The sequence below is a fragment of the Paraburkholderia tagetis genome, from assembly GCF_022213065.1.
GTDB classification, from domain to species: Bacteria; Pseudomonadota; Gammaproteobacteria; order Burkholderiales; family Burkholderiaceae; genus Paraburkholderia; species Paraburkholderia tagetis.
In genome coordinates this window covers 80,039-93,351 of sequence record NZ_JAKLJA010000015.1, presented here as the reverse complement: position 1 = coordinate 93,351, position 13,313 = coordinate 80,039, and the positions used below count along the sequence as shown (strand labels likewise).

Sequence of the window (13,313 nt, the reverse complement as noted above, 5' to 3'; positions counted from 1 at the left end):
GTCCATCTCGATCCATCCCTTTGCCAATGACGTTTGCCGCAGCGGCGACCGGGAGCAGGCGATTGCGCCGCTGCCCGGTCTTCAGGTCACGCCTTTTTGACGAATTCCGATTTCAGGCTCATCGCGCCAAAACCATCCACCTTGCAGTCGATGTCGTGGTCGCTGTCCACGAGGCGAATGTTCTTCACCTTGGTGCCCATCTTGATCACGCCGCCCGAGCCTTTGAGCTTCAGGTCCTTGATGACGGTGACGGTATCGCCATCCTGCAGGATATTGCCCGCCGAATCGCGGTACACCTTTCCAGCCGGCTCGGCCGCGGCGGCCTCGCCACCCACGGCCCATTCGTGGCCGCACTCCGGGCAAATATAGATGGCGCCGTCTTCATAGGTGAATTCGGAATGACATTGCGGGCACGGCGGTAATGCGTTCATGATCGATTCTCACGCCTCTTGCAGGCGGTTGTTACAGGGGTTGGACGTATGGCACACCGGCCTTACTTAATACGAATTACCGGCGCACGCGCGTGCCCACGGTACTCTTGGTCTTGTAGGTCACGCCATGCTGCGCGAGGTAATCGCGGATCAATTGACGGACGACCTGTGACGGCGTCAAATCCTGTGCCGCGCACAGCTCTTCAAATGCCGCCTTTTTTGCGGGGTCGATCAAAATCGTCAGTCGGGCGCTTTTGGTTTCCATCACGCAGGTCTTGGGAGTCCAGATATGTTAATCAAATTATAATCGAATCCGGGAACCAGTAGTTGAGGAGCGTGCACCTTCATCACGCGACATCCTCCAGCACGCCGATGAGAAATTCGCTCAATAGCGCGTCCCAGCCTTCCTCCCGCGCGGCAATCGTCGCCGTCTCGATGCAGGTCATGTCCCGGTCGAAACGCATGACGCAATGCCATTGAGGCGGCAGCGTATCGCCGAAAAAAAGCCCGGCCTCGTCCAGCAAGAGACATGGCTTGCCCCGATAGCGCGCCGCCAGCACGGACAACGCATCCTGAACGTGGCGAGCCGACTGCGCCGGATAAGCGAACACGAGATTCACGCCGGCAGCGTCGAGCTGGTCGCCCAGCGCAGCAAAGCGGTGCAGCATCTGGAACCCGCGCCCGCCTGCCCGGCCGACGCCCACGGCAATGAGCCCATGCTCGCCGCCCGCCTCGCGCAGGCGTATCCGTTTGCTCTCGTGAGTCAGCAATGGAACATCGACGTCAAACATGCAAGCCCTCCCGCTACGCCATCACCCGGTCCGCCGGGGTGTAATTACATGTTAATCATCTTAGAATGCAATGTAAATGCTCCCGAGCCCGCACCAAGGGTCGTATCACCCCGGCGTTTTTCACCGATCTTGTGTATCGATACCCTCTGGAAAGGCCAATCCGGTTCTGATAGCATGTTAATGTTGTTAACATATTCTGTTAACCATATGCGCTTCCCAATGAGAGCGGCATGACACACCGCACACGACTCGCCCCGCCCAGCGGAGACACTGCCTGATGGAACCTCGCTTCGTGATCCAGCTCGCGCTATGCGTCGTTGCGGGCTGGCTGGCGATTGGGTTCGCCGGGCTCGCCCACCTGCGCCGCACGCGCGTGGTGGCGCACGGGCTCTTTCCGGCTGGCGCGCTGCTCGGCGTGCTGCTGTTTGGGCTCGGCCTCTACGCCATGCGCAGCCCGGCACAGACGCTCGTGCTGCCAATCGGTCTGCCAGGCTTGCCGTTCCACTTGCGCCTCGACGCGCTTTCGGCGTATTTCCTCACCGTGCTCGGTCTCGTAAGTACCGGTGTGAGCGCATTCTCGTCGGGTTATTTCCGCAAGGGCGAGGGCACGCCTCCCGGCCTGCTGTGCTTCGAATACCATGTGTGCCTCGCCAGCCTCGCGCTCGTTCTTCTCGCCAACGACGCGTACAGCTTCCTCGTCGCGTGGGAAATGCTGACGATCTCCGCCACGTTCCTCGTCATGAGCAATCACCGTATCGCCGAGATTCGCGGCGCGGCGTTTCTCTACTTCCTGATCTCGCACGCCGGCGCATTGGCGTTGCTCATTTGCTTCGGACTACTACAAGCGAATACCGGCGACTACAGCTTCGACGCCATGCGCGCGCAACATCTCGCGCCGTTCTGGGCGTCCGTGGCTTTTCTGCTCGCGCTGTTCGGGTTCGGGGCGAAGGCCGGCATTTTTCCGCTCCATGTCTGGCTGCCCGAGGCACACCCTGCCGCCCCCTCGCCGGTCTCCGCGCTCATGAGCGGCTTCGTTTTGAAAGCCGGGCTCTACGGCATGCTGCGCACGGTCTTCGACCTGCTGCACCTGCAAATCGCCTGGTGGGGCGTGCTGATGCTCGCGCTCGGTCTTTTCACGGCGCTGCTCGGCGTGGTGTTCAGCGCGATCCAGTCGGACATGAAGCGGCTGCTCGCGTATTCGTCGATCGAGAACATCGGCCTGATGTTCGTGAGCCTCGGGCTCGCCGTGCTGTTTCGCGCCTTCGGCATGAACGGGCTCGCGGCGCTGGCCGTGACAGCACTGCTCTATCAGATCGCGAGCCACGCGGCGTTCAAGAGCCTCCTGTTCGTGGGCACCGGCTCCGTGCTGCACGCCACGGGCGAGCGCAATCTCGGGCGCCTCGGCGGCCTGATTCACCGCATGCCCTGGACCGCCTGGGCCGCGCTCGTCGGCGCGCTCGCGAGCGCGGGCTTGCCGCCGCTCTCCGGCTTCGTTTCGGAATGGCTGCTGCTGCAAAGCTTCCTGTTCACCCCCGGACTGCCGAACGCGTTCCTCAACATGGCCGTGCCGCTCATCGCCGCGCTGATCGCACTCGTCGCGGCGCTCGCGGGCTACACCATGGTCAAGTTCTTCGGCATCGTGTTTCTCGGGCAGCCGCGCGAAGCGTCGCTTGCGCGTGCGCACGACGCCGGCGGCTGGGAGCGCGCGGGCTTCGGCTGGTTCGTCGCGGCCAGCGTGCTGCTCGGCCTCATGCCAGTGCAGATCGTGCGCGCGCTCACGCCCGTCGTGCGGCAACTGGCGGGCGCCGATCTCGGCGCAGCAATATCGGCAGGCGGCTGGCTGCTGCTCGCCCCCACCGGCGTCGAGCGCGCGAGCTACATGCCCGCCGTCTTCCTCGCATTCTTCGTGGGCTGCTGCGGGCTCGCCTTCGTGCTCGTGCGCCGCTTCTATCACGGACGGCTGCGCCGCGCGGTGCCGTGGGCGTGCGGCAATCCGTTCGTGACCGCGCGCATGCAGGACTCGGCGGAGGGCTTCGGGCAACCGATCCGCACAATCTTTGCGCCGTTCTTCAAGATCGAGCGCAGTGTGCCCTCGCCCTTCGATGCGCAGCCGACCTACCGCGTCGTTGCATCGGACCGCACGTGGGGCTGGATCTACGCGCCGCTCGCGCGCGGCCTGCGTTGGCTCGGCGCGCTCGCGGGGCGGCTCCAGGCGGGCCGTATCGCGGTCTACCTGACGTGCAGCTTTGTCGCGCTGATCACCTTGCTCATGCTGGTGCGCCAATGATCACGCTATCCGGAGCGCTCTCGCAAGGGCTCGAAATTCTGGTGGCGCTGGCCGCCGCGCCGCTGCTCTCGGGCTGGATCGGCATCTGCCGGGCCCGGCTCCAGGGCCGGCGCGGGCCCAGCCTCTGGCAGCCATACCGCACGCTGCACAAGCTCTTCAACAAGGAATCGGTGGTCGCGCTGCATGCGAGCCCGATCACGCGCCTCGCACCTTATGTGGTCTGGGGCTGCATGACGCTGGCCTGCGCGATCGTGCCCACGCTTTCGACCGATCTGCCGCTTTCGCCCGCCGCCGATGCCATCGCGCTCGTGGGTCTGTTCGCGCTCGCGCGCGTCGCGATCTCGCTCGCCGCCATGGACACGGGCACCGCCTTCGGCACGCTCGGCGCGCGGCGCGAGATGCTGGTGGGCTTCCTCGCCGAACCGGCGCTGCTCATGGTGCTGTTTTCTGCCTCGCTGATCACACAGTCGACGGGACTCACGCGCATCGTCGCCACGCTCAGCAACGGCCAACTCGCCATCTATCCGAGTCTCGCCTTCGCGGGCATCGCGTTCGCCATGGTGTCGCTCGCGGAAAACGCGCGCCTGCCCGTCGACAATCCCGCCACGCACCTCGAGCTCACGATGATCCACGAGGCGCTGGTGCTCGAATACTCGGGCCGCCATCTCGCGCTGATCGAATGGGCGGCGAGCCTGAAACTCTTCGCTTACTCGTGCATTGGCCTCGCGCTGTTCGTGCCGTGGGGCATCGCTGAAACGGGCAACCCGCTCGCGCTGCTGCTGGCCGTGCCCGCGTTATTCGCGAAGCTGCTGGTGGGGGGCGCGCTGCTTGCGCTCGTGGAAACGCTCAACGCGAAAATGCGGCTCTTTCGCGTGCCCGAGTTTCTCGCGACCGCGTACCTGCTCGCCGTGATCGGCATGCTCGTCCATTTTTTGCTGGGGGCCTGAATGCACGGCCTCGCCACGCAAATCGTCAACTTCCTCGCCGCGATCCTGCTGCTCATTTCGTTCGCGATGCTGAGCCAGCGGCGCATTCTCGCGCTGATCCATCTCTACACCCTGCAGGGCGTCACGCTCGTGCTGGCCAATCTCGTGCTCGGCTTCGTCACCGCCGACACGCACCTCTATATCTCCGGCGCGCTCACGCTCGTACTCAAGGTGGGGCTGATTCCGTGGATCCTCTATCGCCTCGTGCGGCGCCTGAATGTCACGAGCGATGTCGAGTCGCTGCTCAACATCCCCGCCACGCTGCTCACGGGCATCGTGCTCGTGGTGGTCGCCTTCAATGTGGCGCTGCCGGTCTCGCAGTTCGCCTCTTCGGCGGCGCGCGGCACGCTCGGCATCGCGCTCGCGTGCGTGCTGCTGTCGTTCATGATGATGATCACGCGCGCGAAGGCCATCCCGCAGGTGATCGCGTTCCTGTCGATGGAGAACAGCCTGTTTTTCGCGGCGGCGGCCGCCACCAACGGCATGCCGATGATCGTCGAGCTTGGTGTCGGGCTCGACGTGCTCGTGGGCATGCTGATCCTCGGCGTGTTCATGTTCCAGATCCGCGAGCAGTTCGACAGCCTCGACATTCACCACCTCGAAGAACGCAAAGATGAGTAGTGCCTGGATACTCGCGGCAGTGCTCGGCCTGCCCCTCGTCGCCGGCGCGATCCTGGCGCTTGCGGGCGCGCGACGGGCCGCACCGGACCTGAACACCGCCTTCAGCTTCCTCACGCTCGCCGCGGCCCTCTGGCTCGCGCAGCGAACCATCGCGCACGGCGCGGCCTTCGCGTTCGGCCATGCGTTTTACGTCGACCCGTTCAATGTCTTTCTCGTGGCGCTCACCGCGTTCGTCGGCTGGACGACGGCGCTGTTCTCGAAGCCGTATATGCGTGTCGAGCGCGAACGCGGGCGCATGAGCGCGAACCGCACGCGGCTCTATCACGCGATGTATCAACTGTTCGTCTTCGCAATGCTGCTCGCGCTGCTGACGAACAACATGGGCGTCCTGTGGGTGGCCATGGAAGCCGTCACGCTCGCGGCCGTGCTGCTGGTGGCGGTCTATCGCACGGCGGCCAGTCTCGATGCGGCGTGGAAATACTTCATCCTCTGCGGCGTGGGCATTGCGCAGGCGCTGTTCGGCACGATCCTGCTGTACCTTGCCGCCAGCCGCGTGCTGGGCGGCGACGACGCGCTGCTGCTGACCAGCCTGAACGCCGCGAAAGCGAGCCTCGACCCCGCCATCGTTTCGCTCGCATTCGTGTTTCTGCTGATCGGCTATGGCACCAAGGTCGGCCTCGTGCCCATGCATAGCTGGCTGCCCGACGCGCACGCCGAAGGCCCGACGCCGATCTCCGCCGTGCTCTCCGGCCTGCTGCTCAACGTGGCGCTCTATGCGGTGCTGCGTTGCAAGGTGCTCGCCGACGGCGCGCTCCAGAACGGCCTGCCCGGCCATCTGCTGGTGGGCTTCGGGCTCGTCTCCGTGCTGCTCGCGACATTCTCGCTGTTCAGGCAGACCGACGCGAAGCGCCTCTTCTCGTTCTCGTCGATCGAGCACATGGGCTTGATGACCTTCGCGTTCGGCCTGGGCGGACCCGTGGCGACGTTCGCGGGCCTGCTCCACATGACGGTTCACGCGCTTATCAAGTCGGCGATTTTCTTCAGCGTCGGGCATGCCGCGCAGAAGGCGGGCACCCAGGCCATCGACGGCATTCGCGGGCTGGTGCGCACGAGCCCCTTCGTCGGCTGGGGTATGGTGCTGGGCACGCTCGCGATTCTCGGCATGCCGCCGTTCGGCGTGTTCGCGAGCGAATTCCTGATTCTCACCACGGCGCTGCATGCGCTGCCGTGGGCCGTGCCCTGGCTGTTGCTGGCGCTCGTGGTGGCCTTCGCGGTCATCTTCCGGCGCGTGCAGGGCATGGCGTTCGGCGAATCCACGGCGCGACGCCTCGAGTACCGGCCCGCGCTGCTGCCGGTGTTCGTTCATCTGGCCATCGGGCTCATGCTCGGGGTCTACATTCCCTCCTGGCTCGCGGCATGGTATCGCGCGGCAGGGGCTGTCCTTGGGGGATGATTGATGCGTATCGATGCACTTCACATGCGCGGCCTCACGCGCCTCACCGCTTTCGATGAGGCGCCGGCCATGCTCGTCGCCCAAGTCGATGCCGCCGCGTGGCTGCGCATTGCCACCGAGGTCGACGAAAGCGGAGGACGCCTGATCTCGATCTGGGGCGCCGAGGCGCGCGACGGCACACTCGCGGTAAGCGCTGCCTACGCGGTCGAAGACGGCCTGCTGTGGGTCCGGCTGCCGCTCGAAAAAACGTCGGCCGGGACCGGCGAATACCCGGACCTCGCCGCGCTCTTTCCCTGCGCCGTGCGCATGCAGCGCACCGTTCACGATCTGACCGGCCTGCGCGCATGCGGCGCACACGACACGCGACCCTGGCTGAACCACGGCAACTGGCCCGCCGATTATTTCCCGTTGCGCCAATCGGCATCGGGAACGGAACGCTTCGAATCGAACGAGGCCGATTACGCATTCACGCGCGTCGAGGGCGAAGGCGTGCACGAGATCGCAGTGGGGCCGATCCACGCGGGCACCATCGAGCCCGGGCACTTTCGCTTCTCCGTCGTCGGCGAGAAGGTGTTGCGGCTCGAGGAACGTTTCGGCTACGCGCATCGCGGCATCGAGCGCCTGTTCGAGCGCACGCCGGCGCTGGCCGGTCATCGTGTGGCGGCCAGAATCGCCGGGGACAGCAGCATCGCATTTGCATGGGCGTATTGCATGGCGCTCGAGCGCGCGCTCGGCACGACGATTCCCGCGCGCGCGCAATGGCTGCGCGCGCTGCTGCTGGAACGCGAGCGCGTCGCGAACCATCTCGGCGACCTGGGCGCCCTCGGCAACGACGCCGGATTCGCGTTCGGGCTCGCGCAATTCTCGCGGATGAAAGAAGACTGGCTGCGCCTGAACGAGCGCGTATTCGGCCACCGCTATCTCTTCGATGCGATCGAGCCTGGCGGCCTCGCGCGCGATCTCGACCTGCAACATGCCAGCGCAATCCTCACGCAATGCGAGCGCATCGGGCACGAGGTCCGCTCGATGCGGCGCATCTATGACGATCACGCTGGATTGCAGGACCGTTTCGCGAAGACCGGCACGCTCACGCCCGCCGTGGCGGCGCGACTCGGCGTATGCGGCCTCGCCGCGCGAGCGAGCGGCGCCACGATGGACCTGCGGGTCGATCACGGCCCCACGCCGTACCGCGAAATCGGCGCGCGCCACGCCAGCGACGAACGCGGCGACGTGGCCGCCCGCGTGGCGTTGCGCTTTCGCGAGGTGGATGAATCGCTGGCGCAGATTCGCGCGATCATCGCGGGCCTGCCGCCCGGCGACATCGCCGTGCAACCCGACACCGGACGCCCGCCATCGTATGGAGCCGGCTGGATCGAAGGCTGGCGCGGGGACGTGTTCGTCGCGCTGGAAACCACGGGAGACGGCATGCTGGCCCGCTGTCACTGCCATGATCCGTCGTGGCAAAACTGGCCTTCCATCGAAGTGGCGATGATCGGCAATATCGTTGCGGACTTTCCGCTGATCAACAAATCGTTCAACCTCTGTTATGCGGGGCACGACCTGTGACGTGGCAACTTCTCAAGCGGATGGCCGGCACCCGCGCGCCTGCCCAGTCCCTGCCACAGGGTGGCGACGACTGGCGCACGGAGTCTCAGCAGCTACACCAGCAAATTCTCGACGTGCTCGGCCGCGCGCTGTGCATCCGGCAAATCGACGCGGGCTCGTGCAATGGTTGCGAACTGGAAATTCATGCGCTCGGCAACCCGTACTACAACATCGAGGGACTCGGTATTCGCTTCGTTGCAAGCCCGCGCCACGCCGATATGCTGCTGGTGACGGGGTCGCTCACGCTGAACATGCGGGAGGCGGTCCGGCTCGCTTATGAGGCCACGCCCGCGCCAAAGCTGGTCGTGGCCGCTGGCGAGTGCGCGTGCACTGGCGGGATCTTTAAGGATAGCTATGCGGTTTGTGGGCTGCTGTCGCAGTTGGTTCCTGTTGATGTGAGTATTCCGGGGTGTCCGCCTGCGCCGGTTGAGATTCTTAAGGGTATCGTTGCGGCGATTCGGGGGGTGGGAAGGTAGAGGGTGGTTTTTTTTGGGCCAGGGCTGGGTGTCGCGTTTCCTTTTGCGTTTCCTTTTGCGTTTCCTTTCGCGTTTCCTTGTTTTCGTGTCGGTCTATTAGCGTTGCCCCTGTGCGGGGCGGCACCTACTTTTCTTTGCAGCCGCAAAGAAAAGTAGGCAAAAGAAAGCGGCTCAAACCGCTAGTGTGACGCCGTCCACCACTTGTCTTTAATCGGAGCGGTTCCGGAGCGTCTGTCACCACGCGCCGTATAACGGAGTGACAAAGGGCTCATTCCTCCGGCGGCGCTACGCGCGCCGTGGGGCATAATCCAAAACCAGAGGAATGCATACGAATCGATGCAGCGCATGCGTATTCGAGTACCAAGGCAGAACCCTTGTTTCCCTTGCATACCCGACCGCTGCGCGCGTAGCGAGCAGCGGGATGAATGAGCCCTTTGTCACTAACATTGAAGGTGCGAGATGACGGATGCCCCGGAACCACTTCGACTAACGGCAAGTGGTGGACGGCGTCACACTAGCGGTTTGAGCGGCTTTCTTTTGCCTACTTTTCTTTGCCGCTGCAAAGAAAAGTAGGTGCCGCCCCGCACAGGGGCAACCCAGGCAGACCGACACGAACACAAGGAAACGCGAAGAAAACGCGAAAAAAACCGCCCCCAATCACACTCAGCTTACCCGCAGCGCCGCAGGCTGCGCATTCGGCAGCACCTCCGACACCCCATCATAAGCCCGCTTCATACGCCGCGCGCCTTCCCTGATCGCTTCGACATCCGGCGCAGCAAACGAAAGCCGCAATGAAGCACGATCCGCAGCATCTGCAAAAAACGCCTTCCCGGGCACGAAAATAACCTTCTGCTCGATTGCCTGCGGCAGCAGATCCGCTGCATCGATACCCGGCAATCGGGCCCAAACGAACATGCCGCCTTCGGGCTGCTGAAACTCGATGGCCTCACCCAGTTGCTCACGCAGCATCGAACACAGCTCGCCGCATTTCACGCCATATGCCGCAGTAATTTTCGGCAGGTGTCGTTCGAGTGCGCCGGCCGCCAGATACTCAGCCGCTATCGCCTGCGTCCACGGCGCGCTGCAAAGATCGACCGTCTGTTTGGCGATCACGCAACGCCTCACGATTTCGCGCGGGCCAACCATCCAGCCCACGCGCAGCCCCGGAGCGACGATCTTGGACAGGCTCGCGAAATGCACGACCCAGTCGCGCGCGCCGTCGATATGCTCCGCCTCCGCAAGCAGCGAACGCAGCGGATCGCCCGCAAAGCGCAGATCGCCATAGGGATCGTCTTCGACCACCACGAAGCGATATTTGACAGCCAGCGCGAGCAAGGCGCGCCGTCGTTCGGCAGCCAGTGTCGCGCCAGTGGGGTTGGCAAAGGTCGGCACCGTGTATAACAGCTTCGGCTTGCCACACGCGCCCGACTCCAGCAGCGCGGCGAGTTTGTCGACCTGAATCCCCTGCGCGTCGGTCGGCACGGCCACGATTCGCGCGCGCTGCATTCTGAATGCCTGCAACGTCGCAGGGTAGGCCGGCTCTTCGGTGAGCACGACGTCGCCCGGTTCGACGAGAACGCGCAGCAGCAAGTCGAGGCCCTGTTGCGAGCCCGTGGTCGCCATCACTTCGTCGGCTTCGCATGCTGCGCCGCGCCGGCCCATCAGCGCCACGATTTGATGCTTCAGTGCCGGCAGCCCGTCGGTGGGCCCGTACTGGAGGCACTGAATAGCAGGCGCGTAGGCACGCTCCGCCGCAAGGCGCAAGCCCTCCACATCGAACAGATCGCTGGCCGGGTAGCCGCCCGCGAACGAAATCATGCCAGGCTCGCTGAGATACTTGAAGAGCTCGCGAATCGGGGAGCCCGAGGGCTGCTGAAACGGGGAAGTGAACTCGTACATGGCTTTCAGTCGATATTGAAATCGATGCCTTGCGCAAGCGGCAACGCCGACGAGTAATTCACGGTGTTGGTCGCGCGGCGCATATAGCCTTTCCACGCATCGGAGCCGGATTCGCGTCCGCCGCCCGTTTCTTTTTCGCCGCCGAATGCGCCGCCAATTTCAGCGCCGCTCGGGCCGATATTCACGTTCGCAATGCCGCAATCGCTGCCGCTAGCCGAGAGGAAACGCTCGCTTTCGCGCATGTCCGTGGTGAACACGCACGACGAGAGTCCGTGGTGTGCCGCGTTGTTGGCTTCGATAGCCGCGTCGAAATCGCTGTACTTGAGCACGTAAAGAATAGGCGCGAAGGTTTCCCTGAGCACGATGTCCGTTTGCGATGGCATCTCCACAATCGCGGGACGCACGTAGAAGCCCGCTTCGTTGCCGCTCACGATGTGGCGCTCGCCGCCGAACACCTTGCCGCCTTCGGCCTTCGCCTGCGCGAGCGCGGCCTGCATACGGCCAAACGACTGCTCGTCGATCAGCGGGCCCATCAGCGTGCCCTGCTCCAGCGGGTTGCCGATCGTCACCTTGCCGTAAAACGCCTTGAGGCGTTCGAGCGTCTTGTCGTAGACGCTCTCATGCACGAACAGCCGGCGCAACGTCGTGCAGCGTTGGCCCGCGGTGCCGACCGCCGCAAACAGAATGCCGCGCAGCGCCAGTTCGAGATTGGCCGTATCCGAAACGATGCCCGCGTTATTGCCGCCGAGTTCGAGAATCGAGCGGCCGAAACGGCGCGCGACTTCGATGCCGACCGCGCGGCCCATTTCCGTGCTGCCAGTCGCGCTGACGATATTCGAGCGCGGATCGGCCACGAGCTTTTCGCCGACTTCGCGCCGGCCGTTAATCAGAATCGTGAGCCCTTCGGGCGCGTCGCCGAACGCTTTCAATGCTTCCTGGAGGATGCCGTCGACGGCAAGCGCCGTGAGCGGCGTTTTTTCCGAAGGCTTCCAGATCACGGCATTGCCGCAAATAAGCGCGAGCGCGGCATTCCACGACCAGACCGCTGCCGGAAAGTTGAATGCGGAAATGACGGTGCAAACGCCCAACGGGTGCCACGTTTCCGCCATGCGATGACCAGGCCGCTCCGATGCAATGGTCAGGCCGTAAAGCTGGCGCGAGAGTCCCACCGCGAAGTCGCAGATGTCGATCATCTCCTGGACTTCACCGAGGCCTTCTTGAAGGATCTTGCCCGTTTCGAGCGTGATAATGCTGCCGAGCGCCTGCTTCTTCTCGCGCAGCTTGTTGCCGAGGATGCGCACGAGCTCGCCGCGACGCGGCGCAGGCACGTTGCGCCACACCTTGAACGCGGCCTGCGCCTTGTCGAGCAATGCGTCCACGTTGGCGACCGGCTCACTCGGCACGCGGCCAATCAGTGCGCCGTCGATGGGCGAATGAACGGCAATATCGCCGGCTTCCGCCAGATGGGCAATGCCGAGTTCCTTGAGAATGCTCGATGCTTTCATGCTATGACCTCTTGATAATTCCGTTAATTCCAATTCGACAAAACTGGCGACGCCGAATGCCCGTTTTGCGACGTCCCGCCGGCGTTGACAGCACGGGTCGCGTTGGGGGTGTTTGCGGTCATCTTGAAGATGCCGGTGGCGTTGCCGGCGTCGAAGCGCAGATCCGTTTCCCACTGGCGCGTGGCCTGATTGAAGGTGCGCTTGCGCGTGATGAATTCGTAGAACGAGCCCGGCACCTCGCGCATCACGATCGCGCCATCGTGCTGGCGCAGTTCGCGCAGGACGGTATCGGCGCGATATGCAGTCTGGAACACGCGGCCCGAGCGCGAGCGCTCGACGTCGGGTTTCATCGGGCGGCCCTTCGCCTTCTCGTCGTCGGAGAGCTTGAACACGTCGGTCACGCGGTCGGTCGCATGGTTGAACGCGTTGCCCTCCGTCGAGATCCAGGCCATCTCGGCCGATTCGAGCAGCAGGGCCTCGTAGTCGTTGACGCTCGGCGCATCGTGCTGACGCGAGAACGCGCCGACGATCACGGGCAACAACTCGCGCGCCGTTTCGAGCGGCAAATAGCCGTCGCGCGCGAGTTCGGCAAGCTGCGAGCAGGCGAGCGGCGTGAGCGGATCGCGCGACGAGCGCAGCACGTTCGACACTGCCTGCTGAAACGCCGCCGAAAAGCGCTCGGGATGCAATTCGCTGACGAAGAACTGCGCGATTTCGTCGGGCGCGTCCTCGTGAGCATAGGCGCGGCCCGTCATGCCGAGCTTGTCGAGCGGGTAGCGGCCATTGAGCTTGAAGCCGAGCGGCAGCAGGATGCGCGTGAATGCGGCCTCGCCGGGCGGCAGCGCGCCGCAATGCGGCCAGCGCACCGTGCGCAGCGCGCCGTGGTCGAAGTACACCGAGCCACCCTGCGCAATCGCGTCGTTGGTGTAGTTGCGGCCGTTGGGCGAGCGCTCAAGCAGATCTTCGAATAACGCCATATTCATGGCTTGCGCGAGTTCCGCGCGCGTGACGACACCCTCTTCCCATTCTTGCAGCAACGCAGGGATATTCAGCGTCGCGAAGAGACGCCCGGTCTTTTCCGCACCGAGCAATCCATTCAGCAGGCTTTCTACATTCGAATTTCTCATTGCCATCTCCCAGATCCCAGCAAATCGGGCGCGGGATTCATTCGATCCCGCGCAGTGCTTTTTATAGATTATTCAAAACGCCACGCTCGCCGTAAAGTGACATAAAATTGCCAGTCGATGAGTTTTTGGAAC

At 64.0% G+C, this 13,313-nt stretch carries 11 protein-coding genes and 1 pseudogene; 6 read left to right on the top strand and 6 right to left on the bottom strand.

Annotation, left to right across the window (positions count from 1 at the left end; translation table 11 throughout):
• Window positions 1-86 precede the first annotated feature (86 nt).
• The 3 genes from L5014_RS19045 to L5014_RS19035 form a co-directional block, all read right to left on the bottom strand.
• A complete protein-coding gene (locus tag L5014_RS19045; RefSeq protein ID WP_238465293.1) occupies window positions 87-431 on the bottom strand; it encodes a zinc ribbon domain-containing protein YjdM in 345 nt (114 codons plus the stop codon).
• Window positions 432-507: 76 nt separating this feature from the next.
• A complete protein-coding gene (locus tag L5014_RS19040; protein WP_238465292.1) occupies window positions 508-696 on the bottom strand; it encodes a ribbon-helix-helix protein, CopG family in 189 nt (62 codons plus the stop codon).
• 82 nt (window positions 697-778) lie between these two features.
• Window positions 779-1,222 (bottom strand): hypothetical protein, encoded by a 444-nt coding sequence (locus L5014_RS19035; protein WP_238465291.1) that lies wholly within the window; start codon window positions 1,220-1,222, stop codon window positions 779-781.
• A gap of 277 nt (window positions 1,223-1,499) precedes the next feature.
• On the opposite strand from L5014_RS19035, the gene hyfB reads away from it, so the two are divergent.
• Genes hyfB through L5014_RS19005 form a run of 6 tightly spaced genes read left to right on the top strand, consistent with a single transcriptional unit; the run spans window position 1,500 to window position 8,650 of the window.
• Window positions 1,500-3,509, top strand: coding sequence for a hydrogenase 4 subunit B (hyfB, locus tag L5014_RS19030; RefSeq protein ID WP_238465290.1), 2,010 nt, complete (start codon window positions 1,500-1,502; stop codon window positions 3,507-3,509).
• Window positions 3,506-4,456, top strand: a complete 951-nt coding sequence (locus L5014_RS19025) for a respiratory chain complex I subunit 1 family protein (RefSeq protein WP_238465289.1) — start codon at window positions 3,506-3,508, stop codon at window positions 4,454-4,456. Before hyfB ends, L5014_RS19025 begins: the two co-directional genes overlap by 4 nt.
• On the top strand, window positions 4,457-5,116 hold the full coding sequence (locus L5014_RS19020; protein ID WP_238465288.1) for a formate hydrogenlyase: 660 nt from the start codon (window positions 4,457-4,459) through the stop codon (window positions 5,114-5,116).
• Window positions 5,109-6,569: a hydrogenase 4 subunit F gene (locus L5014_RS19015; protein ID WP_238465287.1), complete on the top strand. Its 1,461-nt coding sequence runs from the start codon at window positions 5,109-5,111 to the stop codon at window positions 6,567-6,569. The genes L5014_RS19020 and L5014_RS19015 overlap by 8 nt, the downstream gene beginning before the upstream one ends.
• 3 nt (window positions 6,570-6,572) lie before the next feature.
• Window positions 6,573-8,135 carry a hydrogenase large subunit gene (locus L5014_RS19010; RefSeq protein ID WP_238465286.1) on the top strand — a complete coding sequence of 521 codons (1,563 nt, stop codon included), beginning with the start codon at window positions 6,573-6,575 and terminating at the stop codon, window positions 8,133-8,135.
• A gap of 20 nt (window positions 8,136-8,155) precedes the next feature.
• Window positions 8,156-8,650: an NADH-quinone oxidoreductase subunit B family protein gene (locus L5014_RS19005; protein WP_238465337.1), complete on the top strand. Its 495-nt coding sequence runs from the start codon at window positions 8,156-8,158 to the stop codon at window positions 8,648-8,650.
• 663 nt (window positions 8,651-9,313) lie between these two features.
• Here the strand turns inward: L5014_RS19005 and L5014_RS19000 are convergent.
• From L5014_RS19000 to L5014_RS18990, 3 genes and pseudogenes are all read right to left on the bottom strand, one after another.
• Window positions 9,314-10,549: an aminotransferase-like domain-containing protein gene (locus L5014_RS19000; RefSeq protein WP_238465285.1), complete on the bottom strand. Its 1,236-nt coding sequence runs from the start codon at window positions 10,547-10,549 to the stop codon at window positions 9,314-9,316.
• Between the two features lie 5 nt (window positions 10,550-10,554).
• On the bottom strand, window positions 10,555-12,054 hold the full coding sequence (amaB, locus tag L5014_RS18995; protein WP_238465284.1) for an L-piperidine-6-carboxylate dehydrogenase: 1,500 nt from the start codon (window positions 12,052-12,054) through the stop codon (window positions 10,555-10,557).
• 110 nt (window positions 12,055-12,164) lie between these two features.
• Window positions 12,165-13,181, bottom strand: a pseudogene (locus tag L5014_RS18990) (2-oxoadipate dioxygenase/decarboxylase family protein); the annotation flags it as partial.
• Window positions 13,182-13,313: the final 132 nt, after the last annotated feature.